Here is a 26,648-nt window from a genome sequence, read left to right as displayed (position 1 = left end):
GGAGGACGTCACTCTCATGATGGGACCGAGCCATGCGGCCTGCGGGGCGGCCGCGTGGGTGGCGCTGACCGCCGACTACCAGCTGCACCTCCAGGACCTCACCGTCCCGATCGGCTGGGGCGTCCTGGACGTCGGCGACACCGGTGTGCTCACCGGCGCGCTCGTCACCGCCGGGGCGGCGCTGCTGCCGGACCTCGACCACCCGGACGGGACCGTGGCCCGGTCCCTGCGCCCGCTGTCCACCTGGCTGGCCCGCGGGATCTGCCGGCTCTCCGGCGGGCACCGGCGCGGCACCCATTCCGTGCTGGGCGTGGCGGTGTTCACCGGCCTGGCCGCCGCGGCGCAGAAGATCGGGATCCCGGTCGAGGGCCTCGGCTGGGTGTGGCCGCTCGCCGCGGTGATGTCCGTGCTCCTCATCGCCTTCGCGGTGCAGGTGCTCGCCTTCGTGCCGGACCGGGTCGCGAAGCTCAACTGGGTCGTGGGGATCGGGCTGGGCGTCCTGGTGGGGCTGCACCCGCCCGCCCACGAGTGGTGGTTCGCCGCGGCCGTGGCCACGGGGGTGGTCGCCCACCTGGCCGGGGACCTGGTGACCACGCGCGGGATCCACCTGCTCTACCCGCTGCGGATGCCGCTGCCCCTGCCCCGGTCGGTGTACAAGAACCGGTCCTTCCTCACGGTGCCGCTGATCGGCAACGCCGGCTCGGCCGCGGAGATCGCGCTGCTCGCCCCGATCACCCTCTTCGCCCTGACGGGCCTGTGGGGGGCCTTCGCCTTGACCACCGGGCTCGTGGTGGCCTGAGCCTCAGACCACCCGCCCGTCGGCGGCGTGCTCGCGCTCCTGCTGCCCGCGCTCCTTCTTGATCAGCTCGAGCGTGCGGATGAGCCGCGGCATCGTGATGATCACGAGTCCGCCCACCATGTTCAGCGGGATGACCCACAGCATCCACACCAGCCACTCCGTGTAGGAGATGTCGGCGCCCGCGTGCATCGCCCCGAAGATGACCGCCGAGTTCAGCGCTCCGTGCAGCATGCCCAGCCCGACGACCAGCAGGCCGTCGATGAGCGCGATGGCGGTGTGCACCACCTCGTTGCTGGATCCCTGGCTCATCCGCGTCCCGAGCGTGATGGTGCTGCCGGCCAGCAGCGCCAGAGCGGCCGACTCCACCGTCAGGCCCCCCTCGAGGTACTTGGTCGCCGACTCCTCCAGGACGTCGTGGAACTGCGGGAACCCCGCCACGATCAACCAGGTGAACAGCCATCCGCCCAGGAGGTTGGTCAGCAGGGTCACCGTCCAGAAGCGCGCCAGCTGCCACCAGGTGCTGTGCCGGGAGACGACGGCGTAGATGGGCACCAGGAAGTTCTCCGTGAACAGCTCCGAGTGGGCGAGCTGGAGCGCGAGCAGTCCGAAGCCGAACGCCGCGCCGGCCAGCAGGTCCGATCCGGTGGCCTCCTTGACCGCCAGGTAGGCGAGGATGCCCACCCCCACGTCGATGCCCCCGAAGAGCCCGGTGATGGTCATCGCCCGCCACGTGCGGGTCAGGCGTTCGGCGCCCTCGGTGACCGTGTTCTCGAACTCCTCGACCAGCTCGTCCTCGAGCGGCTCGTCCGTCCTGCCCAGCTCCTTGCGCTTCTCCTCGAGATTCTCCCTGTCGGGTTCCATCCGTGCCCCCTGTGTGCCCTCGTCGATCCCTGACCGGGATGCGGCAAGCCTACTGACGGCAGGCCGGAGACCACGATTGGCCAACGGCGGCGACTGTGGGTAGGATTGTCGTCGTTGCCCACAGCGGTCCGCCGCTGTGATCCACGAGCGCGAGTGGCGGAATAGGCAGACGCGCACGGTTCAGGTCCGTGTGCCCGAAAGGGCGTGGGGGTTCAACTCCCCCCTCGCGCACCACACAGGCGAAGCGGGACATCCGAGGGATGTCCCGCTTCGTCTTTTTGATGCCCCCGGACCGGCCGGCGCCTCCGGGCCCGGCGGCCGGGCTCAGCCGACCGGGATCACCCCGGCGTAGTCGGTCTGGTAGCCGGTGACCGGGGCGTGCGGGATCTCGGCCCAGCGCTCCGGGTCCTCCTGCTGGACCTCCCCGGTGGCCAGGCCGAGCAGCAGGTCCTTCACGGCGAGCACGTTCTGCCGCACGCTCTTGCCGCGGGCCTTCTGGCCGAGGCTGCCGTCCGAGGAGTTGCCCGAGGTCTCGAAGAACACCACCGGGTGGGAGTGCCCCTCGGGGTTGAGCCCGCCGTGGTCCAGGCCGAGCATCATCGCCGAGACGACACCGCCCTTGATGTCGATCTCGTAGCTGCCGCCGACCTGGTAGCGGTCGATGTTGATGGAGCCGTACTTCGAGAGCTCGTCGTAGACGTGCACGTTCATCTGCCGGGTGAGCCGGTCGTAGGCCCCGCCCTCGAGCCCCGGCAGGGTCGGTCCGCCGGGAGCGAGGGAGATGCCCAGGGACAGGGTGACGTCGTCGCCGGTCCCGTACTGCGTCTTGAGGCCCTGGTGGTGGATGTCCACGCCCCAGGCCGGGTCGACCGTCGTCCAGTACTCGTAGAAGGCGCGGGACTCGTCGGCCGCGAAGCCCTCGGCCGTCCAGTCGCGGTTGAGGTCGATGCGCTGCGGCGTCCCGCCCTCCGGCGCGCCGGAGACCTGGTCCCACAGGACGGTGTGCCGGATGTTGGCCTCGGCGCCGTCCGGGTTGTACATGGGGATGACGTGGAAGGTGAACGTCGAGCGCAGCAGCTCGTACTCGGACGAGCCGTTGGTGCCGAGCTCCTTGAGCAGGCTCAGCAGGGCGTCGGTGCCGTAGGGCTCGTTGCCGTGGATCCGGCCCTGGAGCCACACGTGCTCCGGCCCCGAGCCGGCGGTCGCGACCCACAGGTCCCGGCCCTGCTCGGAGGTGCTCACCTCCATGCCGGCCTCGGCGAGGGTGAAGGCGTCGACACCGTGGCGGCTGGTCCGCTCCAGCTTCTGCAGCTCCCGCACCACGTCGTCGGGGGTCAGGATGCTCGAGATGTTGGTCCTCCCCTCCGTGGCGGGGAAGTTCGCGTCCGCGGCGGCAGGTGCGGCGGCACCGAGGGGAAGGGCGACGGCGAGCGCGAGCGCCGCCGCGGTCCGGCCCCGGCGGCGCGGGCGGTCCGAGGAGCGTGCGGTCGCGGGATCGCGGTGCTGAGGGATCATGGGCTGGTCCTCCTGGGGGGATGGGAGCTGCCGGTGCGGCCCGGGGGCCGCACCTGAGGGGGTGCTCGCGATGTTATTCGCGATGGCACACGTCCGTCACCGGCCGGCCCGCAACAGTGGAAGTACTGTTCGGTAGACCTGGGTCCGCCGGCGGAACGTCCACGGGCTCCGCGCGGGCCGCCCCCCACGGAGCCCGGTGATCCGGGCCACATCGGCCGCGGGGTGACGCCCGGCGTCGCGGTCCCCTGCGCCGTAGCCATAGACTGGGCGACTGTGAAAGCACTGCTCCTGGAGAACGTCCACCCCGAGGCCGAACGCATCCTGTCCGAGAAGGGCATCGAGGTCGAGACCCGCAAGGGCGCCCTCGACACCGGAGAGCTCGTCGACGCCCTCGAGGGCGTCGAGCTGCTCGGCATCCGGTCGAAGACCCACGTGACCCGGGAGGTGTTCGAGGCCCACCCGCAGCTGCTGTCCGTGGGCGCCTTCTGCATCGGCACGAACCAGATCGACCTGGCGGCCGCCACCGAGCACGCCGTGACGTGCTTCAACGCCCCCTACTCCAACACCCGGTCCGTGGTGGAGCTCGCGATCGCCGAGATCATCTCGATGGCCCGGCACCTCACGGACAAGAACAAGGGCATGCACGAGGGCGTGTGGGACAAGTCCGCCGAGGGCGCCCACGAGGTCCGCGGCCGCACCATCGGCATCGTGGGCTACGGCAACATCGGCTCCCAGCTGTCCGTGCTCGCCGAGACCCTCGGCATGCGGGTCTACTACTACGACGTGGTGGACCGCCTGCCCCTGGGCAACGCCCAGCGCTGCGACACGCTGGAGGAGCTGCTGGAACGGGTCGAGACCGTCTCGCTGCACGTGGACGGGCGCACCAGCAACAACAACCTCTTCGGCCGGGAGCAGTTCGAGCGGATGCGCCCCCGGTCCCTGTTCCTGAACCTGTGCCGCGGCATGGTGGTCGACTACAACGCGCTGCGCGACGCCCTGGTCAGCGGGCACATCGCCGGCGCCTCGGTGGACGTCTTCCCCAACGAGCCCAAGGTGGCCGGGGACCCGTTCACGTCGGTGCTGCAGGGCCTGCCCAACGTGATCCTCACCCCGCACATCGGCGGCTCCACGCAGGAGGCGCAGGTGGACATCGGGCGGTTCGTGGCCGGGAAGCTCTCGTCCTTCGCGACCTCGGGCTCCACGACCCTGTCGGTGAACATGCCGCAGGTCCAGCTGGACACCGCCGTCAACGGCACCCGCATCCTGCACCTGCACCGCAACGTCCCGGGCGTGCTGGCGACCGTCAACAGCGTGCTCGGCGACCACGGCATCAACATCGACCGCCAGCAGCTGTCCACCCGCGGGGACACCGGCTACCTCGTCACGGACGCCGGCAACGGCGTGACCCGGGAGGTCATCGAGCAGATCCTGGGGCTGCCCGAGACCATCCGTCTCAGCACCATCAACTGACGCACCGCCCGCCTCCAGCTCCTGACGGAGGCAGGTGGCACAATGACCGCATGAGCGGCGTCCTGGAGCAGCCTGCCGTCCACGGCAGGAGCACCTACGGAGCGGTGGTGCTCGCCCTCGCACCGGCGGGGGCCGCACCGGGCCCCGCCGACACCGCCCGCGCCGGCGACGACGCCGCCCCGGTCCCGATACGCCCCGGCGGGGCAGTCCTGCACCCGCGCCACGAGGCGGGGGCCACGGAGCTCTTCGCCCGTCTGCGCGCCGAGGGCGTGCTCACCGCCCTGGTCACCACCCACCCGGAGCTGGGCGCGGGACCGCCGGCGGACATCGTGGTGGCGGCCGATCCGCCCCGGGACGGCGCCGCGGGGCGGGACGGGCCGGACCGGCACCCGCCGGCCGCCTCCCTGCTGCTCGCCTCCCGCCGGCTGGCGGTGGAGCCCGAGCACATCGTGGTGGTCAGCGACAGCGACCGCCTGGTGCGGACCGCCGTGACCCACGGCTTCGGGCTCGTCGTGGGGCTCGACGGCGCGGGCCGGCGGGGCCGGCTGCTCGCCGCCGGCGCCCACCTCGTGGTGGACGACCTCACGGACCTCGACATCCCGGTCGCCACCGCCCTGGAGGACTCCGACTGGGCCGGCGGCTGCGGCGGGGGCAGCCCGTGGAACCTGACCTACGCCAGCCTCGACCCGCCGCGCGAGGGGATGCGGGAGTCGCTGTGCACCCTCGGCAACGGGTACATGGCCGTGCGCGGCGCCGCGAGCGAGTCCCGGGCCGACGGCACGCACTACCCCGGCACCTACCTCGCGGGCGTCTACAACCGGCTGCGCTCCGAGGCCGCCGGTCTCGTCCTGGAGCACGAGGACCTCGTGAACGCCCCCAACTGGCTGCTGGTGCAGTACCGCGTCCAGGACGGCTACTGGTTCGAGCCCACCCCGGACAACGTGCTGGAGCACCACCAGGACCTCGACCTGCGCACCGGGGTGCTGACCCGCACCCTGCGCTTCCGGGACGAGGCCGGGCGCACCACCCGCGTGACCACCCGCCGGTTCGTCTCCCAGGACCAGCGCCACCTGGCGGGGCAGGAGACGGTCTTCGAGGCCGAGGACTGGAGCGGGACCCTGACCGTGCGCAGCCTCGTGGACGCCGACGTCCGCAACCGCAACGTCGCGGAGCACGCCGCCCTGGCCGGCCGGCACCTGGCCGACGCCCGGCTCGAGGACCTGGGCCACGGGACCGCACGGGTCGAGGTGGCCACGTCCTGGTCCGGCGTCCGGATCGCCGTGGCCGCCCGCACCCGGGTGCTCCGCGGCGGCGCGGAGGACCGGCTGCTCTCCCGGGTCCCGTCCCGGCCCGCGCCCGGGGTGGTGGGCCACGAGCTGCGGCTGCGGATGGACCCGGGGCGGGCCGTGCGGATCGAGAAGGTCGTGGCCCTCGTGACCTCGCAGGACCGGGCGATCGCCACGCCCGCGCTCGCCGCGTCCACGCTGCTGGAGCGGGCGGGCGGCTTCGACGAGCTGCTCTCCGCCCACGTGGTCGCGTGGCAGGCCCTGTGGTCCGCCTTCGCCGTGGCCACCGACGCCGGCGGCCAGCAGGGCCTGGCCGTGAACCTCAACACGTTCCACGTCCTGCAGTCGGTGGCGGCCGCGCACCCGGACCTGGACGCCGGCGTCCCGCCCCGCGGGCTGCACGGCGAGGGCTACCGCGGCCACGTGTTCTGGGACGAGATGTTCGTCTACCCCATGCTCACCCTCCGCCGGCCCGAGTGGACCCGGGCGCTGCTGGCCTACCGGTACCGGCGCCTGCCCGAGGCGCGGGCGGCGGCCCGCGCGGCCGGCCACGAGGGGGCCATGTTCCCGTGGCAGAGCGGCAGCGACGGCCGCGAGGAGACCCCGCGGGCGCTGTTCAACCCCCGCACCGGCCGGTGGATCCCGGACCACTCGCGGCTGCAGCGCCACGTGGGGCTGGCGGTCGCGCACAGCGTGTGGCAGTACTACCAGGCCACGGGCGACACCCGCTTCCTGATCGAGCAGGGCGCCGAGCTCGTGGTCGAGATCGCCCGGTTCTTCTCGAGCCTCGCGGTGCACGACCCCGAGGACGACCGGTACGTGATCACCGGGGTGATGGGCCCGGACGAGTTCCACGACGGCGCCCCGGGCGCGCCGGGCTCGGGGCTGCGCAACAACGCCTACACCAACGTCATGACGGCGTGGCTGCTCGCGCGGGCGGTCGAGATGGTCGAGCGTCTCGGCCAGGACTACGGCGGGCCCCTGTGGCGGCGCCTGGGCCTGCGGGAGGACGAGGTGGCCCGCTGGGAGCGGGTCCGCACCCGGCTGCGGGTGCCGTTCCTGGCCGGCGGCGTCCTCGCCCAATTCGAGGGCTACGAGGAGCTGCCGGAGCTCGCCTGGGAGGACTACCGGGCCCGCTACGGCTACATCGGACGCCTCGACCTCATCCTCGACGCCGAGGGGCGCTCCACGAACGACTACCGGCTGGCCAAGCAGGCCGACGTCCTGATGCTGCTGTACCTGTTCTCCGCGGAGGAGCTGCGGGAGCTGCTGGGGCAGATGGGCTACGACTTCCCGGCGGAGGCGGTCCGGGCCACCGTCGCCTTCTACTGCGACCGCTCCTCGCACGGGTCCACGCTCTCCAACGTGGTGCACTCCTGGGTCGAGGCCCGCCGGGACCGCCCCAGCTCCTGGTCCTTCCTCACCCGGGCGCTCAACAGCGACCTCGTGGACGCCCAGGGGGACACGGTCCGCGAAGGGGTGCACCTGGGGGCCATGGCCGGCTCCGTGGACATCCTCACCCGCTGCTACACGGGCCTGGAGGTCCGGGACGACATGCTGTGGCTGCACCCGGCGATCCCCCCGCAGCTGCCCAAGGTGTCCTTCTCGATCAGCTACCGGGACCAGCCCATCCAGGTCGAGGTCACCCGCGCCGGGCTGCGGCTCTACCTCGCCCCCGGCCCCGCCGAGCCCGTGCGCGTGAACGTCGACGGCGAGGTCCACGAGCTCGCCGCCGGGCAGATCCGGCACTTCCCCGTGGCGGTGCCCGATGCCTGAGCCGTGCACCGCCGGCCACGGGGCCGCGGTCCCCGTGGAGGACCCCACGAGTTCACCGGATGATCACCGGGGGTTCCCCCTCGGTGGCACCGTGGTCGGGCCGCCCGGTCCACCATGGGACGACGACGCCCCCGCACTCCCCCACCCTGGAGCAGTGATGTCCTCAGACACCGTCCTTCTCGACCGTTCCACGACCCCCGGCGTCGCCGATCCCGCGGTGCCGCTCATCGGCCCCGCCACGGGCCGCGCCCTGCACGTGATGAGCTACAACATCCGTTTCCACCACAGCGGCACGCACGCCGGGAACCCGGACCACTGGCCCGACCGCGCGCCCCGGCTGGCGCGGCTGCTGCAGCTCGAGCAGCCCACGCTGCTCGGGGTGCAGGAGGCCCTCCACCACCAGCTGCCGGCGGTGGAGCGGGCGCTGCCCGCCGGCTACCGGATGGTCGGCTACGGGCGCGCCGGTGGCAGCAAGGGCGAGTACTCCGCGATCTTCTACGACGCCCGGCGCCTGGAACTGGTGGAGTGGGACCAGTTCTGGCTCTCCGGCACCCCGGAGCTCATCGGCTCCACCACCTGGGGCAACGACATCCCGCGCATCGTCACCTGGGGCCGCTTCCTGGACCGCGGCACCGGCACCGACCTCGTGCTCGTCAACACCCACTTCGACCACGACTCCGAGACCGCCCGGGACCGCAGCGCGGAGGCCCTGGTCGAGCTCGTGCACAGCTTCCACCCGCACACCCCCACCCTGGTCACCGGGGACTTCAACGCGGAGGCGGGGGACTCCGGGGCGTACGAGACCCTCGTGGGCTCCGGGCTGCTCGCCGACACCTGGACGGCCGCCGAGGAACGGCTCACCCCCGCGTGGGGCACCTTCCCGGACTACGGCGAGGCCGTGGAGGGCGAGGAGCGGATCGACTGGGTGCTGGCCGGCCCCGACGTCCGGGTGCGCCGCGCCGCGATCAACACCGCCCGCTTCGCGGGGGGCCACCCCAGCGACCACGCCCCGGTGCAGGCGCTCGTCACCCTCGACCAGGACTGAGCGCTACGGTCCCGCGGGACCGAGGGTGAGCGGGCGCCACGGGCGGGCGCCGTCGGCCTCCGCGCCCATCGACCCCACGGTCCGCGCGGTGCGCGCCAGGGACGCCGCGTCCTCCTCGCGGGAGCGGCAGACGTCCTCGGCCGGCAGCGCGCACCACCGGATCGGGTCCAGGGTGAGGATGTGCGGGGTCCACACCGGGTCCCCGGCCACCCACTCCCCGTCCTCGCGCGCGAAGGACATGCTGACCGTCAGGCCCTCGTTGTTGACCGGCACCCGGGTGGCGTGCTCCGAGACGCTGTTGCCCAGGCCGTGCACGATCCAGGTGTCCCCGCGCTTCTCGATCGGCAGCACCGAGTGCGTGTGGTGGCCGTAGACGAAGTCGAACTCCCCGCTGTCGGCGAGCGCGTGCGTGACCTCGAGCTGCTGCCGGTCGGGCGCCGAGGAGTACTCCTCGCCGGCGTGCACCGCGGCCAGCACGATCTCCGCCCCCGCCGCCCGGGCCGCGCGCGCCTTGCGGACCATCTCGGGGACGTCCAGCAGGTCCACGCGCCACGCGGCGTCCGGGACGTTGCCGTTGAGCCCGTAGGTGCCGGTCACCAGGCCCACCCGCACACCGTCCGCGTCCAGGACCAGCGGCTCCCGCGCGTCCTCGGCGGCGCGGTACGTGCCGGTGGTCGCGATCCCGGCGTCCGCCAGGACGTCGAGGGTCCGCTCGAGGCCCTCCGGGCCGGCGTCCACCGCATGGTTCGAGGCCGTGGTGCACGCGTCGTAGCCGAGGTCCGCCAGCGCCGGGACGATCTGCGGCGGCACCTCGAACGAGGGGTACCCGGAGAAGGGGCCCTCGGCCGCGGCGAGCGGGGTCTCCATGTTGCAGACGGCGAGGCCGGCGTCCTCCGTGAACGGGCGCAGGCCCTCCACGAGCGGGCCGAAGTCCAGCTCCCCGTCCCCGTCCGCCTCGGCCTGCGCCCACAGCCCCGGGTGGAGCAGGACGTCGCCGGTGACCACGACCTCCAGCCGGTCCGGGGCCGGCTCCGGCGCCGCGGGGGCCGACGACGGCGCCCCGGTCCCGTCCGGAGCGCTCGCCGGCGGCCCGGCCGGCTCCGGGGAGCAGCCGGCGAGGACCGTCGCCCCCGCCAGGAGGACCGCTGTCAGGCCCGCCGCGGGGCCGCGGCGCACCGGCGGGGGGACACGACGAGAGCTCATGGACCGAGGGTAGGCCACCCCGGCGGGGGCCGCCCACCCGCGGGAGGTCAGGACAGGACCGTCGACCAGAGCCCCTCGTCCTCGGGACGGTGCGGGACCTCGGTGCTGGGCACCACCTCGGCCGGCGCCGGGTGGGCCCTGCCCTTCAGCGCGAGCATCTCCTCCAGGTCCTCCAGCGGGGTGGGCGAGTTGTCGGCCCGCAGGTCGACGTCGAGCAGCACGGGGTACTGGAAGCCCGCGAGCGTGTCGGCCACGAGCACCGCGGCGCTCTGCTGCCCCCGGCTGTCCCCGCCCGCGTCCCGGCCCGCGCGCAGGCAGGCCAGGAGCGCGCCGGCCATCTCGGTGCTGGTCGGCCCGGACCCCGTGAGCGCCTCGTCCATCGCGGCGCGCATCGACTCGACGACCTCCGGGCCGGTCAGGTAGTTGCCGATCACCACGAAGTCGGCCCCGGCCACGCCCCCCGCCCAGGGCGTGCACAGGCTGCCGGTGAGGTGGGCGCCGGGCCCCGCCACGGGCAGGACGGCCACCTGGCGCAGCGCCAGGTCCGGGTCGGCGTCGGTCAGGGCCGCGATCGCCTCCTCGGCCGTGCCCCCGTGGTGCAGGGTGCGGAGCATCTCGAAGCGCAGCCGCCGGTTGGTCCACGCTTGGGAGGCGACCACCCCGGCGGTGGGCACGAGGGCCGGCACGGCGTTGCCCACGGCGAGCGAGCAGCTCGCCGTGGCGGCGCCGAGCAGGCGGGAGTCCGCGCTCCGGGCGATCACGGTGTAGGTCACGAGCACCTCCTGGCCGGCACGTCCGTGCCGGCCGGTTCGTTGTCGATGGATGCCCCGCGCGGACCGGGGCGGGACGTCCTCCGCCCCGGCACGCCGGGCCCGCGGTGCTGGTGGCGGGCCGTCCCGGGTGCATAGGGTGGGACGACACCCACGACCGGGTGCGCACCGGCAGGGCGGCCGCACGGAGCACCTGCCGGGTGCTCCCGGGCGGACGGCTCATTCCTACCACCGGGAGGCGGCGGATGGCACGCGGAGCACGGATCGTCGCCCTGGGGAGCGCCGTGTGCCTCGCCCTGGGCGCCTGCTCGGCGGGCGAGGGCGTGGACCTGGCCGGGGCGGGGGACGTCGACACCGACGGCTACCTCGAGGTGGCCATCGCCGGGGAGCCCGACCAGCTCGACCCCCACAACACGAGCGCCTACTTCTCCTTCCAGATCCTCGAGAACGTCTACGACACCCTGGTGGAGCCCGACGAGAACCTCGAGATGCAGCCCGCCCTCGCCGAGTCCTGGGAGGTCAGCGAGGACCAGCTCTCCTGGACGTTCCACCTGCGGGAGGGCGTCACGTTCCACGACGGCTCCGCGTTCACCGCCGAGGACGTCGTGTACTCCTACGACCGGATCATCGACGAGCAGCTCGCCAACGCCTACCGCCTGGCCGCCGTCGAGGACGTGGTGGCGGTCGACGAGCACACCGTGCGCATCGACGTGTCCCAGCCCACGCCCGCCCTGCTCGCCGCGATCGGCGGGTACAAGGGCATGGCCGTCGTCGAGCGGCAGAACGTGGAGAGCGGGGACGTCCAGCTCGACCCGGTGGGCACCGGCCCGTTCGAGGTGGTGGGCAACTCCGCGAGCACGGCCGTGACGCTGCGGGCCAACGACGAGTACTGGGGCGACGGCCCCCACGTCCCCGGGGTCGTCTACCGGTTCATCTCGGAGGGCACCACGGCGCTCGCGGACCTCACCGCGGGCGAGGTGCACTGGACCGACTCCATCCCGCCGCAGCGGGTGAACTCGCTGCGGCGGAACCCCGACCTCGAGGTCGCCGGGGTCCCCTCGACCGACTACTGGTACGTGGCCATGAACCAGGCCCGCCCGCCCTTCGACTCCCTCGACGCGCGCCTGGCCGTGGCCCGGGCCATCGACCGGGAGGCGATCGCCCAGGTCACCTGGTACGGCAACGCGACCCTGAACCAGACCGCGGTCCCCGAGACGTCCGTGTGGCACCACGAGTACGCGCCCTTCGAGCAGGACCCCGAGCGGGCCAGGGAGCTCGCGGAGAGCTCCGGGCTGACCGGGGAGACCGTCGAGCTCATGGTCACCAACGAGTACCCCGAGACGGTCACGGCCGCCCAGGTGATCGCCGCGAACCTCGCCGACATCGGGGTGGCCACCGACATCCGGACCCTCGACTTCGCCACCTGGCTCGACGAGCAGGCCCAGGGGAACTTCGACATGCTCCTGCTGGGCTGGCTCGGCAACGTGGACGTCAACGACTACTACTACAACCAGCACCACTCCGAGGGCTCGAACAACGCCCAGGGCTACAGCAACCCCGAGGTCGACCGGCTCCTGGACGCGGGGCGCACCGAGACCGACCCGGACGCCCGCAAGGAGCTCTACGGCCGGGCGGCGGAGCAGATCGTGGACGACGCCAGCTACGTCTACCTGTACAACCCCGACGTGGTCCAGGCGTGGACCCCCGACCTGCAGGGCTACGAGGCCCGCCCGGACCGCGCCGTCCGGTTCAAGGACGTCCGGCTCGAGGAGGACACCGAATGAGCAGCCCGCTCCTGAGATTCCTCGTCAAGCGCCTGCTGCACACCGTGGTGGTGCTCTTCGGCGTGCTGGTCGTGGTCTTCGCCCTCCTCCAGCTCGTCCCCGGGGACCCCGTGCGGGTGGCCCTCGGCACGCGCTTCACCCAGGAGTCCTACGACGCCCTGCGCGAGGCCTCCGGTCTGGACCGGCCCCTGCTCGTGCAGTTCTTCGCCTACGTCGGCAACGCCCTCACCGGGAACCTCGGCGTGAGCTTCCGCAGCGGCGAGCCGGTCACCCTCATCCTGCTGGACCGGCTGCCGGCCACGGTGTCCCTCGGCCTCGCCGGCATCACGATCGCGCTGCTCATCGCGTTCCCGCTCGGCACCTGGGCCGCCCTTCGCCGCGGCTCCGCGGCGGACGGCGGGATCCGCGCCGTGAGCCAGTTCGGCGTGTCGATCCCCGACTTCTGGCTGGGCCTGATGCTGATCATCGTCTTCTCGACGGTGCTCGGGCTGCTGCCGCCGTCCGGGTACGTGCCCTTCACGGAGGACCCGTGGGGCTGGCTCCAGCGGGTGATCCTGCCGGGTCTCGCCGTGGGCGTGGTCTCCGGGTCGATCATGACCCGCTACGTCCGTGCCGCGGTGCTCGACGTCGCCGGCTCCAACTACGTGCGCACCGCCCGGTCCAAGGGCCTGCCCCGCCGCACGGTCATCGGCCGGCACGTGATGCGCAACGCGCTCGTCCCGATCCTCACGGTGGCCGGCGTCCAGGCCGCCACGATGCTGGGCGGTCTCATCGTCATCGAGGTGGTCTTCGCGTGGCCGGGCCTGGGCCGGCTGGTCTTCGACGCCGTCGCGGCCCGCGACTACCCGGTGGTCCAGGGCACCGTGCTGCTGATCGCCCTGATCTTCCTGCTGATCAACCTGCTGGTGGACATCCTGTACGCCGTCGTCGACCCGAGGATCCGTGTGTCATGAGCAGCCCCGAGACGCCCTCGCCCGACCGCCGCGCCCCGGGCGCCGGCGACGGCAGCACCGGGCCCGACCCGCGGCCCGCCGAGCCGGCGGAGACCCCGGAGGAGGCCGCCCGCACCGGCACCCTGCGGATGCTGGTCTCGAACCGGGTCACGGCCGCCGGTCTGGTCATCCTCGTCGTCGTTCTCCTGCTCGCCGTGCTCGGACGCTGGATCGCCCCCTACGGGGCGAACGACATCGACGTGGTCAATGCCCTGCAGCCGCCCTCGGGCGCGCACCTGTTCGGCACCGACGAGCTGGGCCGGGACGTGTTCTCCCGCGTGGTGCTCTCCGCCCGGATCTCGCTGACCGTGGGGCTCGTGGCCGTGGGCATCGCCCTGGTGGTCGGCGTGGCCCTGGGGCTCGTGGCCGGCTTCTTCGGCGGCTGGCTCGACACCGTCGTCATGCGCAGCGCGGACGTGCTCTTCGCGTTCCCCATCCTGCTGCTGGCCATGGCGATCGTGGCCGTCCTGGGCCCCGGGCTGACCACCGCGATGATCGCGATCGGGGTGGTATACACACCCATCTTCGCCCGCATCACGCGGGCCTCCACCCTGGCCGTGCGCGAGGAGCTCTACGTCACGGCCTCCCGGTCCATCGGCGCGTCCGACGGCCTCATCCTGCGCCGCCACGTGCTGCCGAACATCATGGGGCCCATCACCGTGCAGACCTCCCTCTCGCTGGCCTTCGCGATCCTCTCCGAGGCGGCGCTGTCCTTCCTGGGGCTCGGCGTCCAGCCGCCCGAGCCCTCGTGGGGACGGATGCTCTACGACGCCCAGGCCTTCATCTACGACGCCTGGTGGATGAGCGTGTTCCCGGGCCTGGCCATCTTCTGCACCGTGCTGGCGTTCAACCTCGTGGGCGACGGCATGCGCGACGTCCTCGACCCGCGGCAGCGGACCGCCGACGAGATCCGGAGGAGCGCCTGATGCGCACGACCGAGCCCCACCGACCCGCCGCCCCGGCGCCCGCCGACCGGGACGTGCTGCTCGACGTACGGGACCTGGCCGTCCGGATCGGCCCCGCGGAGATCGTCAACGGCGTGTCCTTCACCGTTCCCCGGGGCGGGACCCTGGGCATCGTGGGCGAGTCCGGGTCCGGCAAGTCCATGACGGTGCTCGCGGCCACCGGGCTGATCGACTCCCCGCCCGCCCGGGTCAGCGGGCAGTCCCTGCTGGACGGTCAGGACATCGTGACGATGAGCCCCCGGCGGCTGCGCGGCGTCCATGGCAGGCGGGTCGGCTTCATCTTCCAGGACCCTTCCACGTCCCTGAACCCGGTGCTGACCGTCGAGCAGCAGCTCACGGAGGCACCGCGCTTCCACCTCGGCCTCACCCGCCGCGACGCCCGGCGCCGGGCGCTCGAGCTGCTCGAGGCGGTCGGCATCCCCGACCCGCCGTCCCGCCTCTCGTCCTACCCCCACCAGCTCTCGGGCGGGATGAAGCAGCGCGTGATGATCGCCGTGGCCCTGGCCTGCGACCCCGAGCTGCTCGTGGCTGACGAGCCCACCACCGCGCTCGACGTCACGACGCAGGCCCAGATCCTCGAGCGGGTCAAGGAGCTGCAGGCCTCCCGGGGCATGAGCGTGATCTGGATCAGCCACGACCTCGGCGTGGTCTCGGGGATCGCGGACCGGGTGGCCGTGCTCTACGGCGGGCAGATCGTGGAGTCCGCGCCCCTCGAGGAGCTCTTCACCGACCCCCGCCACCCCTACACCCGGGGGCTCATGGCCGCCCGGCCGCAGACGGCCCGCGGCAAGGGCGAGCTCGCCGTGATCCCCGGCAGCCCGCCGGACCCGAAGCACCTGCCCCCGGGCTGCCTGTTCTGGGACCGCTGCCCCGTCCGCGGCGACCCCCGCTGCGAGACCGAGCGCCCGCCGGAGACCGTGGTGGGACCGGACCACGTCGCCCGCACCTTCTACGGAGGGGGCGCGGCCGGCGCCGACGCGGCGAGCACCGGCGCGGCCGGCGCCGGCCGGCGAGGAGGCTCCCGATGACCGGCGACCACCGGCCGCTGCTGAGCGTGCGGGACCTCCAGGTCCGCTTCCCCGTCCGCACCGACCGTGGCAAGGGCGTGGTGCAGGCCGTGGCCGGGATCGACTTCGACATCCACCGGGGGCAGACGGTGTCCCTGGTCGGCGAGTCCGGCTCCGGGAAGTCCACGGTGGCCAACGCGCTGATGCACCTGGTGGAGCCCAGCGCGGGGACCGTGCTGCTCGACGGCCGGGACGTCACCTCGGTGCGGGGCCGGGAGCTCAAGGCCCTGCGCCGGCGGATCGCCATGGTCTTCCAGGACCCCTTCGCGTCCCTGGACCCCCGCCAGCACGTCTCCCGCGCCGTGGCGGAGCCCCTCGAGGTGCACGGCCTCGGCGGGGACCGGGACGGGCGCCGCCGCCGGGTGGCGGAGCTGTTCGAGCAGGTGGGCCTCTCCCGCCGCTTCCTCGACCGTTATCCGCACGAGCTCTCGGGCGGGCAGCGCCAGCGCGTGTCCATCGCCCGGGCGCTCGCGGGCGAGCCGGACCTCATCGTCCTCGACGAGGCGACCGCGTCCCTGGACGTCTCCGTCCAGGCGCAGATCATGAACCTGCTCAACCGGCTGCAGGGCGAGCTGGGGCTCACGTACCTGTTCATCGCCCACGATCTCGCGGTCGTGGAGCACATGAGCGACCACGTCCTCGTGATGTACCTCGGCCGGCTCATGGAGGACGGCGGCGTGCGGGACGTCTTCGACGCCCCCGCCCACCCGTACACCAGGGCGCTGCTCGCCTCGGCCCCGTCCGCGGACCCGGTGGCGGAGCGCCGCCGCAGGACCGCCCCGCTCGAGGGCGAGGTGCCCTCCCCCCTCGACCCGCCGTCCGGCTGCGTGTTCCGCACGAGGTGCCCGTGGGCGGCGGAGGAGTGCGCGCGGACGGTGCCCGCGCCCGTCCCGCCGCCGGGCGCCCCGGGCGCGCCCCCGGCGGCCCGCGGCGGCCCGCCGGAGGCCCGGCGCGCCGGCCGGGAGTACGTGGCCGCGTGCCTCCGCCTCCCGGAGGTGCAGGCGTCCGTGCGCGGGGCCTCCCGGCCGGGGGACTCCGCCGCCGGGTCCGGTTCCGCGGGCCCGGAACGACCGTCCGCGGCCCGTCGCGCCCCCTGGGCCGGGCCGGGCTCCTGAGCCAGGGCCGGACCCGTCAGGAGGCGGCCGCCCGGCGGGCCCCCGCCCGGCGCCGCAGGAGCTTCTCGACCTCCACGAGGACCAGGACCGTGGCACCGAGGCCCGCGCAGACGATCCACTCGAGGGGCGTCAGCGGGGTGAGGCCCATGACTGACGCGCTGACCGGCCAGCTCGTGACGGCGAGATGGAGCGCGAGGGCGAGCAGCGTGGCCCCGAGGAGGAGCTTGTTGCCCAGGAAGGGGATCTGGAGCACCGACCGGCGCAGGGCCCGGGCGTTGAGCACGTGGAAGAAGCTCGCGACGACCATGACCGTCAGGGCGAGGGTCCGGGCGTGGTCGTCGTCGGAGCCGGTGCGCAGCGCCCACTGGAAGGCCGCGAGGGCCAGCCCCGCGATCCAGGCGCCGCTGAGCCCGGTGCGCCACCAGGTCACCCGGTCGAGCACCCCCTCCCCCCGCGCGCGCGGGGGCGTGCGCAGCTCGTCCCCCTCCCCCGGCTCGAAGGCCAGGGCGATGACCTGGACCCCGCTCGTGACGAGGTTCATCCACAGCATCTGCACGGGCAGGAAGATCAGCGGGGAGTCCGTGAAGACGTTGACCGTGACGGCCAGCAGTGCCGCGATGCCGGTGGAGAGCAGGAAGAACGTGGCCTTGCGGATCGTGGCGAACGTGATCCGCCCCTGCTCCACGGCGTGCACGATCGTCACGAAGTTGTCGTCCGTCAGCACCACGTCCGCGGCCTCGCGGGCGACGTCCGTGCCGGACCGGCCCATTGCCACGCCGATGGAGGCGGCCTTGAGCGCCGGCGCGTCGTTGACGCCGTCGCCGGTCACGGCGACCACGTCCCCCTGGTCCATCAGCCGGTCCACGATCCGCAGCTTGTCCTGGGGCGTGGTCCGCGCCGCCACATCGGTCTGCCGGAGCCGGGCGTCCAGGGCGTCGTCGTCGAGGTCCGCCATCTCCGTCCCGGTCAGGGGCGGCCCCTGCCGGCCGAACCCGAGGCGCTGCGCGATCGCCAGGGCGGTCACCGGGTGGTCGCCGGTGATCATGGTCACCCGGATCCCGGCGTCGCGGCACGCGGCGACGGCCTCCGGGACACCGGGACGGGGCGAATCGGCCATGCCCTCCAGCCCGAGCAGCAGCAGCCCTCGGGGCGGTGGCAGCTCCGGCGGGAGCGCCTCGTCCTCGGCCAGCTCCCGCCGGGCGGTGGCGATGACCCGCAGCCCGTCCCGGGCCATGGCCTCGTTCGCCGCCTCCGCGAGACCGGTGTCGACCGGGGCCTCGCCGTCCTGGGTGCGCATCGCCGCGCACCGGGCGAGCAGGGCGTCCGGGGCGCCCTTGACGTGCAGCACCCGACGGCCGTCCGGTCCGGCGTGCACGGACTGGCTGTAGCCCAGCGCCGGCTCGTACGGCGTGTGGGCGAGCGGCCGCCGCGCGACCTCCTCCGCCGTCACCGCCCCGAGCCGGGAGGCCACGGCGGCCATCGCCACGTCCACGGCGTCGCCGTGGAAGTCGTGCTCCGCACCGGGCACCGGATCCGCCTCGTTGGTCAGGGCCCCGGTCCGCAGACCCTCGAGCAGCACGGGACCGACGACGGGCGGCGTCCCGGACCCGATCCGCACCGTGCCCGCGGGCGTCCACACGGCCTCGACCGTGAGCCGGTTCTGGGTCAGGGTCCCGGTCTTGTCGGAGCCGATCACCGTGGTGGAGCCCAGGGTCTCGACGGAGGGCAGGTGCCGCACCACGGCGTGCCGGCGGGCCATCTGGGCCACTCCCACGCTCATCGCCACCGTCAGCACCACGGGCAGCGCCTCGGGCATCGCGGACACCACGAGGGCCACGGCCGTGCGGAACATGAGCGAGACCTCGTGGCCCAGCAGGATCCCCGCCCCGAAGACGAACACCGCCGCCGCGGCCACCCCCACGCCGATCCAGCGCTCCAGGGCGTGGGTGAGCTCCTGCAGGGGCGCCGTGCCGCCGGTCCCCTGGACCAGCTCGTTGATCGAGCCGAGCTCCGTGCCGGCGCCGGTGGCCACGACCACCCCCGTCGCCCGTCCCGAGACCACCAGGGAACCGCCGAACACGGAGTTGGGCCGGTCGCCCACGGCCGCCCCCGCCGGTACGGGGTGCGTGTCCTTGTCCGCGGCCAGGACCTCCCCCGTGAGCATCGACTCGTCGACGCGCAGACCGTTGACGTCCACGAGCCGCAGGTCGGCGGGGACGCGGTCCCCGCTCTCCAGGAGCACGAGGTCGCCCGGGACGAGGTCGGCGGCGGGGACGGTGACGGTCCGGCCCCCGCGCAGCACGCGCGAGGAGGGCGAGGCGAGGGACTGCAGGGCGCGCACCTCGGTCTCGGCCTTCTTCTCCTGCCAGAAGCCGATCACCGCGTTGAGGACCACGGCGGCGAGGATGGCCACGGTGTCGACCCAGTGCCGCTGCACGGCCGTGACGACGGCGCACACGAGCAGGAACCCGACGAGGGGGCCGGCGAACTGGTGCAGGAGGATCCGCCAGCCCGGGACGGGCTCCGAGAAGGTCAGCTCGTTGGTGCCCCACCGCGCCCGCCGGGCCTCCACCTCCGTCTGCGACAGGCCCTCCGGGCCCGTCCCCAGCTCCTCGAGGACCGCCGGCGCGGACAGGTGGTGCCAGGGCCGGGGTGCGGACGAACCTGCGGACTGGTCGACGGAGGTCACAGCGTGTCATCCCTCGGATGGGCGGGCGGTGCCGGATGTCCATCCTACCGAGGTGGGCCGCCCTCCCGGAGGGGCGCCCCGGCGGCCGCCGCGATCCCGCGCTGCAGCGCGGCCCAGTTCTCGGCCACCTGGATCCGGGAGTCCAGGACGTGGATCAGCGCGGTGTCCTCCTCCATGCCCACCATGAGCGTTCCGGGCATCAGGCTCACCATGGCCAGGGCGACCTGCCGCTGGTGCCCGGGTTCCAGGAGGAGGGGGTGGCGCTGCACCTCGGGGAGCACGTCCACGCGCCGGGCCAGGATGCGGCGGCTGACGTCGAGGCCGCCCAGCACGGAGTGGACGAGGAACCAGACGACCAGCCGGACCGTGGGCCAGGCCCGGGAGACCCAGCGTCCTCGCGGTGCCGCCGGCGGGGAGAGCCGCAGGCTGAGCGCGAGCGCCACCGCGCCGGCCACCACCCCGTAGTACCACCCGGGCGAGTCGCCCTCGGTGAGCACCCACCACAGCAGGCCGAGCAGCGCCCCGCGGACCACCACCGCCCGGGCCCACCTCACGGGACCACCGCCAGTGCCACGGCCGTGCCGGTCACCAGCAGGAGCAGCGCCACCCCGCTGCCGGACCAGGAGTGCACCGCGCGCACCGCGGACCCGACGGCGGCGATCCTCCGGGGCCCCGGCCGGAGCCGGCCGGCGGCAGCCCGCACCGCGGCCCGGGTCCGTGCGGCGCCCTGCTCGGCGCGGACCGCCGAGCGGCCGATCCGCCGCAGCACGCGCTCCTCCGGGACCAGCAGGTCCCCGGGGGGCACGGTCCGCCCGTCGGGGTGCGCCGCCCACGCGGGGACCGCGTCCCGTGCCGACAGCCGCCACCACGCGGCACCGATCGCCAGGCCGAGCAGGATCGGCCACGAGGCGCCCCAGAGGGTGACGGGCTCGATCCCCGGGTAGGCCGCGATCGGCACCCACTGCCGCGTGAGGGTCCACGGCAGCGTGATCCCGGTCAGCACGATGAGCAGCCACGCCCACAGCTCGGCGTCCGGCCGGTGCCGGGGCCCGCGCTCGCTCCGCACCAGGAGCAGCCCGAAGCGCAGCAGCAGCAGGGTGGAGCCCGTGGCCACGAGCGGCAGGAGCTGCGTGAGGTCCAGGCCCGCGACGGTGACGCCCTCGACGGCGTTCTTGGCGGCGTACTTGCCCACCGCCCCGGAGCTGAACGGCGCCCCGGCCACGGCGAGCGCGGCCCCGCACAGCCCCAGCACGGCCAGCGGGGCGGTGCGGGCGGCCCCGAAGTGCTTCCACACCGGCACCCCCAGGAACAGCGCGCCCTTGGCGAGGCCGTGGTGCACGCTGTACACGACCGCGGCCCCGATGCACGCCTCGGCAAGCTCCGGGACGGCCAGGGCCACCCCGACCAGGGCGGTGAGGAACCCCATCTGGCTGATCGTGGAGTACGCGAGCACGACCTTCGGGTCCGCCTGCAGGTCCCCCGCGGGCACGGCGAGGAACGCTCCGAGCAGGGCGAGCAGCACCAGGGCCGTGCCCCAGCGCTCGAGGGCGACCTCGCCGAGGGGCAGGAACCGGAGCCAGCCCACCAGGCCGGCCTTGACCATGGCGCCCGAGAGCACCGCGCTGGCCGCCGGCGGGGCGGCCGGGTGGGCGAGGGGCAGCCACACGTGCAGCGGGAGGGCGCCGGCCTTCACACCGAAGCCCACCAGCAGCAGCCCCACGATCCAGTGCAGGTGCTCGGAGCCTGCCGCGGCCGCGGGGGCGTCCGCGAGGCGCATCCCGCCCGCGGACACGACGAGCAGCAGGGCGCCGAGGATCGCGGACTCGCTCAGCACGGTCAGCACGAGGTAGACGCGTCCCGCGCGCCGCGCCTCCCGGGTGCGGTGGTGCACCACGAGCCCGTAGGCCGCGAAGCTCATGAGCGCGAAGCACAGGTAGAAGGACACGGCGTCCGCGGCCGCGTAGACCCCCATGTTCCCGACCAGACTGACGAGCAGGAAGCCCGTCAGCCCGGCGGAGCCGATCCCCTCCGCCGGTGCGGGCCGCAGCCACGTGGTCGCCGCGAGCGCCGCCCCGTAGAGCAGCGCGCCTGTGAGCGCCAGGGGCCGTGCCACCGGGTCCAGCTCCCAGGACACCCCGAACAGCATCCAGGGCACCTCGAGCACCGGGCGCCCGGCGGGCCCGTCCTGCGGCAGCAGCGTCAGGAGCACGAACGGGACCACCGCCGGCGGGGCGCAGCGGATCAGGCGCCGCCGGGTGCGGGCGGCGCGCTCCGGGGCCGCGAGCCCGCTCACGGCCAGGGCCGCGGTGAGCACGAGCGGATAGAGCAGGGCGAGGGACCACAGCGCGACGGTCATCCCGGGTGCGCTCCTTCCGCGATCAGCAGGGACAGCCACAGGGGCGAGTACGGGACGCCCGCGAGCACGCCGGCGGCGAGCGACAGGGCCGCCGTCGTCAGGACGGGGACGAGCAGGGCGCCCGGCGCCTCCCGCAGGGGACCGCCGGGGCCGTGCGCCGGGGGCCCGGCCCCGCCGCTCCCCCCGTCCTCCGGCTCCCGGAACCACAGGGCGTAGACGGCCGGCAGGAAGTAGGCGGCGTTGAGCAGGGCGCTGAGCAGCAGCACCCCGACGATCTCGGGGTGCCCCGCGTCCAGGGCACCGCGCCCGAGCTGCCACTTGGAGACGAAGCCCGCGACCGGCGGGAGGCCGATCATCCCGAACGCGCCCACCGTGAAGGCGGCCGCGGTCAGCGGCATCCGGCGCCCCACCCCGGCCAGCCCGGCCACGGTCTTCACGCCCAGGACCTCCGCGAAGATCCCGGCGCAGAAGAACAGGGTGATCTTCATCAGCCCCTGGTGGACCAGGTGGACCAGACCCCCCGCGGTCGCGGCCTCGCTGAACATGGCGATGCCCATGGTCACGTAGGACACCTGGCTGACGGTCGAGTAGGCCAGGCGTCGTTTGAGGTCCTGCTGGCGCAGGGCGAGGACGGAGCCGAAGACCACCGTGAAGGCGGCCAGGGCCAGCAGCGGGCCGAGGAGCCCGAGCGCGTGGGCCAGCTCCACGCCGTAGACGTCGTCGACCACCCGGACGATCCCGAAGACCCCGGCCTTGACCACGGCCACGGCGTGCAGCAGGGCGCTGACCGGGGCCGGCGCCACCATGGCCCGGGGCAGCCAGCCGTGCAGCGGGAACAGGGCGGCCTTGACCCCGAGCCCGGCCACCATGAGCGCGAAGGCGAGCGCGGCGCCGGCCGGGTCCTCCGCGGCGAACACCCGGACCGCGGCGGCCCCGCCCGCCGTGAAGTCCACCGGCCCGGCGCGGACGCTCAGCAGCGCCACCCCGGCCAGCAGGCTGAGCCCGCCGGACAGCGTGTAGTACAGGTACAGCCGCGCGGCACGGACCGCTCCGGCGGTCCCCCAGTGGGCCACGAGCGGATAGGTGGTGATGGTGAGCAGCTCGAAGAAGACCAGGAAGGTCACGAGGTTGCCCGAGAAGGAGATGCCCACCGTGGCGGCCACGCACAGGCTGAAGAACCCGAAGAACCGGCTCCGGTGGGAGTACTGCTCGAGGTAGCCGATGGCGTACACGGTGGTCAGCAGCCACAGCACCGCGGAGAGGCCCGCGAACAGCAGGGAGAGCGGCTCCGCCCGCAGGACGAGGTCGGTCCCGGGGAACAGGGGCGTGCGCCACTCCGGCCGGGCCCCGGCGACCACGACCGGCACGAGCGCGGACACCAGCCCGAGCTTGGCCACGGCGGCGGCGAGGTTGAGCGCCGAGCGCGACCGGACCTGGTCCTCGCGGAGGAAGAAGATGACGGTGCCGGGGACCAGGGAGATCAGCACCATGACCAGCGGGACCACGCTGGGCCCGGTGGAGGCGAAGCCGCCGGTGCTCATGGGCCGACCCCCGGTGGGACCGCCTGGCTCACGAGCTCGGTGAGGACCGGGCCGCCGAGGCCGGCGAGCAGCGGGACGAGCGCCAGCGCGAGCGGAACCCAGCGGACCGGCAGGGGCGCCGAGCGGGACGCCGGCAGCGGCAGCGCCCCGGCCTGCGGCTCCCGCAGCATCACTGTGAGGGGCTTGAGCAGGTACGCGGCCGAGAGCAGCCCGCCGCCGACCACCACCGCGGCCCAGCCCCACTGCCCGCTGTCCACGGACGTCAGGACGAGCTGCCACTTGCCCGCGAAGCCGAGGCTCGGCGGCAGGCCGGCCAGCGTCACCGAGGCGACGCCCATCGCCATGACCACGGAGGGAAGGGGCCGCGCGACGCGCGCCAGGGCCGGCAGCGAGTCGGTGCCGTAGACGCTCTTGAGCGTCCCGGCGGAGAGGAACAGCGAGGCCTTCGCGAAGCCGTGGCCCACGGCCAGGGCCGCCGTCCCGCCCCACAGCGCCCGCAGGGCCTCGGGATCCTGCGCCGAGGCCGTGGAGAGCGGGAAGAGCAGGAACAGGTAGCCCATCTGCACCACGGTGGAGTAGGCCACGACCTGCTTGAGCCGCTGCTGGGCCAGGGCCATCGTGCCGCCCCAGAGCACGGCGAGGGAGCCGAGCAGACCGAGCAGCACCGCCACCGTGGGCTCGGGCCCCAGGACCCAGAACCACATCCGGACCAGCACGAAGAACGCCGCCTTGACCACCAGCCCGGAGAGGATCGCGCTCACGGCGGTCGGCGCGGACCCGTGCGCCGGCGGCAGCCACGCGTGCATCGGCACGAGGGCGGCCTTGAGGCCCAGCCCGGCGACGAGCAGCACCGCGGCCCAGCGGTTGTCCCACCCGGCGCCCGCCAGCCGGTCGCCGGCCGCGACGAGGTCCAGGGTGCCGGCCTGCGCGTACACGAGGGCGACCACCACCAGGAGCAGCGTGGAGCCCAGCACCGCGACCAGCAGGTAGCGCAGGGCCGGGCCCCACGCCTGCCGCCCGCCCAGGGCCACGAGCCCCACGGCGGCGATCCCCACGACCTCGAGGGCCACGTACGTGTTGAAGAGGTCCCCCGCCACGTAGACCGCGTCGAGGCCCGCCCAGGTGGCGAACCAGAGGGGCCAGAAGCGGGCGTCGTCCCCGGTGGCCGCGCGGTCGGAGGCCGCGTACACGGTCACGCCCGCGCCCACGAGCGCGGTCAGCAGGAGGAAGACCGCACTGAGCCCGTCGGCGTGCAGGGCGATGCCCAGGGGCGCGCCCCACCCGGCGAGGTCGTGCGCCGCCGTGCCGGAGCCGGCCACGTGCGCCACGAGCGCCAGCGCCGCCGCGGCCACGGCGGCCGCGCCCAGCAGGCCCACCGGGGGCAGCCACCGGCCCGGCAGGACGGCCGTGAGCACCGCGAGGGCCAGCGGGGCGAGGACCACCAGGCCGAGCAGCGCGGAGGGGTCGCTCATCGGCCGCCCTCCTCCCCTGCCGGCCCCCAGGGGTCCGGCGGAGCCTCACCAGGGTCCGCCGGTGCCTCCTCGGTGCGCCGCAGCAGGACCAGGCCCACCCCGGTGAACGCCACGGTGATCACGATGCCCGTGAGCACCAGGGCGTGCGGCACCGGGTCCGGCGGGTCCGAGCGCGCCGCCAGGACCACCAGGGACAGCAGGGCTCCGCTGCCGGCCACGTTGAGGCAGATGAGGCGCACGAGCGGGTCGTGTGCCAGCAGCAGGCGCACGGACCCCAGGACGGTCAGGGCCGCGGCGACGCACAGGTACCACTCGAGGACGCTCACGGGGGGGCCACCCGCTCCCGGCCCAGCGCCAGGAAGACCACGGTCAGCGCCGTGCCGATGCTCAGGGCCAGCGTCGTCTCCACGGCCACGATCGCCCATCCGGCCCACACCGGGTCCAGTGCCAGCCACGCGCCGCCCGTCGCCGGTCCCCAGGCCGCCACGGCGAGGAAGACCAGGAGACCGGCCACCAGGGCCGCGCGCAGCAGCCCGCCGTGCCGCGGCGACGGGCCCAGCCCGGCCGTGTCCATGAGGATCAGGGCGCCGGCCAGCACCGCGCCCGCCTGGAAGGCCCCGCCGGGCCGGTCCGAGCCCGCGAACAGCACCCAGGCCGCGATCAGGAGCAGCGCCGGGGAGATCACCCGGCAGAACCAGACGAGGGTCTCCGGCCGTCCGGCCGCGGCGACGGGACGGGTCCGGCGGGCCGCGGCGGCCGGCCGGCCGGACCCGGTCCCCAGGGTCACGGCGACGGCCAGGACCGCGACGAACAGCACGGCGATCTCCAGGAGCGTGTCGTAGGAGCGGAAGTTCAGCAGCACGGCCGTCACGGGGTGGTCGACCCCCGACTCGCCCGTCCGCCCGAGCACCTGCTCGGTGAGTCCCGTGCGCCCGCTCCTGACGGCCCGCACGAGCGCCACCGCCAGACCGGCGCCGAGGAGCACACCGGCCGTCACCCCGAGCACGGCCGTCGCCACCGGCCGCCGGGAGACCGGGTGGTCCCCGTCCGGGGCGCCGCGCCCGCGGGTCACCGTGTCCACGAACAGCGCTCCGGTCACCCCCGTGCCGATCGCGGCCTCCGCCAGGGCGACGTCCGGGGCGCCGAGGCGGGTCCACAGCACGACCAGGAGCACCCCGAGGACCAGGAAGGACACGGTGGCGCTCATCCGGCGCCGCGGCGTCACCGCCGCGACCGCCCCCGCCAGCACGGCCAGGCCGAGCAGGACGTCCAGGGCCCGGAGCGGCTCGTCATTCATCGACGGCCTCCTCCGCCGGGCGCAGTCCCTCGCGCCGGGCCAGCAGGGAGGCGACCACCGGAGAGGCGAGCATGGCCAGTGACCAGATCACGAGCAGCTTGGCGGCGGCGCCCACCGAGCCCGCCTGGACGGCCAGCCCGGCGATCACCAGGCCCAGGCCCAGGTTGTCGGCCTTCGTGAGCGCGTGCAGCCGGGTGCGCAGGTCCGGCAGCCGCAGCAGACCGAGGGTGCCGATGGTGAAGAAGGCCGTGCCGGCCACGACGAGGACGGTCGAGAGCAGGTCCAGGGCCAGGTCCGCGGTCACGGCTCCTCCGCCTCCGCGCGCAGCCGGGACACCGCCACCACCGCGGCCAGCGCCATCATGACCAGGGCGGCGTCGCGCAGGGCCGGCACGCCCGTGCGCACGGACAGCACGGCGAGGAGCCCGGCCCCCGTGGTGCCCGAGAGGAGGACGCCCAGGAGGCGGTCGCGGCCGGTCGGGCCGCGCAGGACCCGGACCAGGCAGAGCAGGAGGTTGGCGCCGAGCACCACGGCGACCTCGTCGAGGACCGGCCCGATCATGGCGGGGCGCCTCGCGGACGGGCGGCGCGGACGACCGGCGACCGGACGGCCGGCCTGCCGTGGGCGGCTCCGTTCCCGGATCGG

22 protein-coding genes and 1 tRNA gene are annotated in these 26,648 nt (G+C 74.3%); 10 read left to right on the top strand and 13 right to left on the bottom strand.

Annotated features, from left to right (window positions below):
• The first annotated feature begins 16 nt into the window (after positions 1-16).
• Positions 17-799 carry a metal-dependent hydrolase gene (locus tag AC6CH6_RS11580; protein ID WP_109222273.1) on the top strand — a complete coding sequence of 261 codons (783 nt, stop codon included), beginning with the start codon at positions 17-19 and terminating at the stop codon, positions 797-799.
• A 3-nt stretch (positions 800-802) separates the two neighbouring features.
• Here AC6CH6_RS11580 and AC6CH6_RS11575 read toward each other — a convergent pair whose 3' ends face one another.
• The gene (locus AC6CH6_RS11575; protein ID WP_109268590.1) at positions 803-1,660 is read right to left on the bottom strand and encodes a formate/nitrite transporter family protein; all 858 of its coding nucleotides are present in this window, start codon (positions 1,658-1,660) and stop codon (positions 803-805) included.
• A gap of 147 nt (positions 1,661-1,807) precedes the next feature.
• Between AC6CH6_RS11575 and AC6CH6_RS11570 the strand changes: the two genes are divergently transcribed.
• Positions 1,808-1,894 (top strand) — tRNA-Leu (locus tag AC6CH6_RS11570).
• A 90-nt stretch (positions 1,895-1,984) separates the two neighbouring features.
• Here the strand turns inward: AC6CH6_RS11570 and AC6CH6_RS11565 are convergent.
• Positions 1,985-3,175, bottom strand: coding sequence for a M14 family zinc carboxypeptidase (locus AC6CH6_RS11565; protein ID WP_498255234.1), 1,191 nt, complete (start codon positions 3,173-3,175; stop codon positions 1,985-1,987).
• A 273-nt stretch (positions 3,176-3,448) separates the two neighbouring features.
• Between AC6CH6_RS11565 and serA the strand changes: the two genes are divergently transcribed.
• The 3 genes from serA (at position 3,449) to AC6CH6_RS11550 (ending at position 8,752) form a co-directional block, all read left to right on the top strand.
• Positions 3,449-4,645, top strand: a complete 1,197-nt coding sequence (serA, locus tag AC6CH6_RS11560) for a phosphoglycerate dehydrogenase (protein ID WP_133411412.1) — start codon at positions 3,449-3,451, stop codon at positions 4,643-4,645.
• Between the two features lie 50 nt (positions 4,646-4,695).
• Positions 4,696-7,707, top strand: coding sequence for a glycosyl hydrolase family 65 domain-containing protein (locus tag AC6CH6_RS11555; RefSeq protein ID WP_498255233.1), 3,012 nt, complete (start codon positions 4,696-4,698; stop codon positions 7,705-7,707).
• Positions 7,708-7,864: 157 nt separating this feature from the next.
• The gene (locus AC6CH6_RS11550; RefSeq protein ID WP_133411414.1) at positions 7,865-8,752 is read left to right on the top strand and encodes an endonuclease/exonuclease/phosphatase family protein; all 888 of its coding nucleotides are present in this window, start codon (positions 7,865-7,867) and stop codon (positions 8,750-8,752) included.
• Between the two features lie 3 nt (positions 8,753-8,755).
• On the opposite strand, the gene AC6CH6_RS11545 is transcribed toward AC6CH6_RS11550, so the two are convergent.
• Positions 8,756-9,955, bottom strand: coding sequence for a CapA family protein (locus tag AC6CH6_RS11545; protein WP_498255232.1), 1,200 nt, complete (start codon positions 9,953-9,955; stop codon positions 8,756-8,758).
• A 47-nt stretch (positions 9,956-10,002) separates the two neighbouring features.
• Positions 10,003-10,728, bottom strand: coding sequence for a DUF1028 domain-containing protein (locus tag AC6CH6_RS11540; protein ID WP_017834079.1), 726 nt, complete (start codon positions 10,726-10,728; stop codon positions 10,003-10,005).
• Positions 10,729-10,970: 242 nt separating this feature from the next.
• Between AC6CH6_RS11540 and AC6CH6_RS11535 the strand changes: the two genes are divergently transcribed.
• From AC6CH6_RS11535 to AC6CH6_RS11515, 5 genes are read left to right on the top strand one after another with little or no spacing between them, the layout of a single operon-like run.
• Positions 10,971-12,509: an ABC transporter substrate-binding protein gene (locus tag AC6CH6_RS11535; RefSeq protein WP_498255231.1), complete on the top strand. Its 1,539-nt coding sequence runs from the start codon at positions 10,971-10,973 to the stop codon at positions 12,507-12,509.
• Positions 12,506-13,462, top strand: coding sequence for an ABC transporter permease (locus tag AC6CH6_RS11530; RefSeq protein ID WP_498255230.1), 957 nt, complete (start codon positions 12,506-12,508; stop codon positions 13,460-13,462). Before AC6CH6_RS11535 ends, AC6CH6_RS11530 begins: the two co-directional genes overlap by 4 nt.
• Positions 13,459-14,427, top strand: coding sequence for an ABC transporter permease (locus tag AC6CH6_RS11525; RefSeq protein ID WP_498255229.1), 969 nt, complete (start codon positions 13,459-13,461; stop codon positions 14,425-14,427). The genes AC6CH6_RS11530 and AC6CH6_RS11525 overlap by 4 nt, the downstream gene beginning before the upstream one ends.
• Positions 14,427-15,494: an ABC transporter ATP-binding protein gene (locus tag AC6CH6_RS11520; RefSeq protein ID WP_498255228.1), complete on the top strand. Its 1,068-nt coding sequence runs from the start codon at positions 14,427-14,429 to the stop codon at positions 15,492-15,494. The genes AC6CH6_RS11525 and AC6CH6_RS11520 overlap by 1 nt, the downstream gene beginning before the upstream one ends.
• Entirely contained in the window at positions 15,491-16,648 is a 1,158-nt protein-coding gene (locus tag AC6CH6_RS11515; protein WP_498255227.1) for an ABC transporter ATP-binding protein, read from the top strand. Before AC6CH6_RS11520 ends, AC6CH6_RS11515 begins: the two co-directional genes overlap by 4 nt.
• Positions 16,649-16,664: 16 nt before the next feature.
• Here the strand turns inward: AC6CH6_RS11515 and AC6CH6_RS11510 are convergent, their stop codons facing one another.
• Genes AC6CH6_RS11510 through AC6CH6_RS11470 form a run of 9 tightly spaced genes read right to left on the bottom strand, consistent with a single transcriptional unit; the run spans position 16,665 to position 26,564 of the window.
• Positions 16,665-19,337: a cation-translocating P-type ATPase gene (locus AC6CH6_RS11510; protein WP_498255226.1), complete on the bottom strand. Its 2,673-nt coding sequence runs from the start codon at positions 19,335-19,337 to the stop codon at positions 16,665-16,667.
• 44 nt (positions 19,338-19,381) lie between these two features.
• Entirely contained in the window at positions 19,382-19,891 is a 510-nt protein-coding gene (locus tag AC6CH6_RS11505; protein WP_498255225.1) for a Na+/H+ antiporter subunit E, read from the bottom strand.
• Complete coding sequence (locus tag AC6CH6_RS11500; RefSeq protein ID WP_498255224.1) at positions 19,888-21,693, bottom strand: proton-conducting transporter transmembrane domain-containing protein; 1,806 nt, start codon at positions 21,691-21,693, stop codon at positions 19,888-19,890. Before AC6CH6_RS11500 ends, AC6CH6_RS11505 begins: the two co-directional genes overlap by 4 nt.
• Positions 21,690-23,234, bottom strand: coding sequence for a complex I subunit 5 family protein (locus AC6CH6_RS11495; RefSeq protein WP_498255223.1), 1,545 nt, complete (start codon positions 23,232-23,234; stop codon positions 21,690-21,692). The genes AC6CH6_RS11500 and AC6CH6_RS11495 overlap by 4 nt, the downstream gene beginning before the upstream one ends.
• Positions 23,231-24,706, bottom strand: coding sequence for a complex I subunit 5 family protein (locus tag AC6CH6_RS11490; RefSeq protein WP_498255222.1), 1,476 nt, complete (start codon positions 24,704-24,706; stop codon positions 23,231-23,233). The genes AC6CH6_RS11495 and AC6CH6_RS11490 overlap by 4 nt, the downstream gene beginning before the upstream one ends.
• Positions 24,703-25,032, bottom strand: a complete 330-nt coding sequence (locus tag AC6CH6_RS11485; RefSeq protein WP_498255221.1) for an NADH-quinone oxidoreductase subunit K — start codon at positions 25,030-25,032, stop codon at positions 24,703-24,705. Before AC6CH6_RS11485 ends, AC6CH6_RS11490 begins: the two co-directional genes overlap by 4 nt.
• The gene (locus AC6CH6_RS11480; RefSeq protein WP_498255220.1) at positions 25,029-26,003 is read right to left on the bottom strand and encodes a hydrogenase subunit MbhD domain-containing protein; all 975 of its coding nucleotides are present in this window, start codon (positions 26,001-26,003) and stop codon (positions 25,029-25,031) included. Before AC6CH6_RS11480 ends, AC6CH6_RS11485 begins: the two co-directional genes overlap by 4 nt.
• Positions 25,996-26,307, bottom strand: coding sequence for a cation:proton antiporter (locus AC6CH6_RS11475; RefSeq protein ID WP_498255219.1), 312 nt, complete (start codon positions 26,305-26,307; stop codon positions 25,996-25,998). Before AC6CH6_RS11475 ends, AC6CH6_RS11480 begins: the two co-directional genes overlap by 8 nt.
• The gene (locus tag AC6CH6_RS11470; protein ID WP_498255218.1) at positions 26,304-26,564 is read right to left on the bottom strand and encodes a monovalent cation/H+ antiporter complex subunit F; all 261 of its coding nucleotides are present in this window, start codon (positions 26,562-26,564) and stop codon (positions 26,304-26,306) included. The genes AC6CH6_RS11475 and AC6CH6_RS11470 overlap by 4 nt, the downstream gene beginning before the upstream one ends.
• Between the last annotated feature and the right edge of the window lie 84 nt (positions 26,565-26,648).

The organism is Kocuria sp. GQ42 (assembly GCF_059758435.1).
The sequence above is the reverse complement of the archived record's forward strand: the minus strand, read 5'-3'. Positions and strand labels throughout refer to the sequence as shown.

What these genes read in the sequence shown, in the direction of transcription:
- AC6CH6_RS11535 (WP_498255231.1), top strand. Translation starts at nt 10,971, where the DNA reads ATGGCACGCGGAGCACGGATCGTCGCCCTGGGGAGCGCCGTGTGCCTC.
- AC6CH6_RS11480 (WP_498255220.1), bottom strand. Translation starts at nt 26,003, where the DNA reads ATGAATGACGAGCCGCTCCGGGCCCTGGACGTCCTGCTCGGCCTGGCC.
- AC6CH6_RS11500 (WP_498255224.1), bottom strand. Translation starts at nt 21,693, where the DNA reads ATGACCGTCGCGCTGTGGTCCCTCGCCCTGCTCTATCCGCTCGTGCTC.
- AC6CH6_RS11555 (WP_498255233.1), top strand. Translation starts at nt 4,696, where the DNA reads ATGAGCGGCGTCCTGGAGCAGCCTGCCGTCCACGGCAGGAGCACCTAC.
- AC6CH6_RS11580 (WP_109222273.1), top strand. Translation starts at nt 17, where the DNA reads ATGATGGGACCGAGCCATGCGGCCTGCGGGGCGGCCGCGTGGGTGGCG.
- AC6CH6_RS11550 (WP_133411414.1), top strand. Translation starts at nt 7,865, where the DNA reads ATGTCCTCAGACACCGTCCTTCTCGACCGTTCCACGACCCCCGGCGTC.
- AC6CH6_RS11525 (WP_498255229.1), top strand. Translation starts at nt 13,459, where the DNA reads ATGAGCAGCCCCGAGACGCCCTCGCCCGACCGCCGCGCCCCGGGCGCC.
- AC6CH6_RS11575 (WP_109268590.1), bottom strand. Translation starts at nt 1,660, where the DNA reads ATGGAACCCGACAGGGAGAATCTCGAGGAGAAGCGCAAGGAGCTGGGC.
- AC6CH6_RS11530 (WP_498255230.1), top strand. Translation starts at nt 12,506, where the DNA reads ATGAGCAGCCCGCTCCTGAGATTCCTCGTCAAGCGCCTGCTGCACACC.
- AC6CH6_RS11495 (WP_498255223.1), bottom strand. Translation starts at nt 23,234, where the DNA reads ATGAGCACCGGCGGCTTCGCCTCCACCGGGCCCAGCGTGGTCCCGCTG.
- AC6CH6_RS11490 (WP_498255222.1), bottom strand. Translation starts at nt 24,706, where the DNA reads ATGAGCGACCCCTCCGCGCTGCTCGGCCTGGTGGTCCTCGCCCCGCTG.
- AC6CH6_RS11545 (WP_498255232.1), bottom strand. Translation starts at nt 9,955, where the DNA reads ATGAGCTCTCGTCGTGTCCCCCCGCCGGTGCGCCGCGGCCCCGCGGCG.
- AC6CH6_RS11515 (WP_498255227.1), top strand. Translation starts at nt 15,491, where the DNA reads ATGACCGGCGACCACCGGCCGCTGCTGAGCGTGCGGGACCTCCAGGTC.
- AC6CH6_RS11565 (WP_498255234.1), bottom strand. Translation starts at nt 3,175, where the DNA reads ATGATCCCTCAGCACCGCGATCCCGCGACCGCACGCTCCTCGGACCGC.
- AC6CH6_RS11470 (WP_498255218.1), bottom strand. Translation starts at nt 26,564, where the DNA reads ATGATCGGGCCGGTCCTCGACGAGGTCGCCGTGGTGCTCGGCGCCAAC.
- AC6CH6_RS11520 (WP_498255228.1), top strand. Translation starts at nt 14,427, where the DNA reads ATGCGCACGACCGAGCCCCACCGACCCGCCGCCCCGGCGCCCGCCGAC.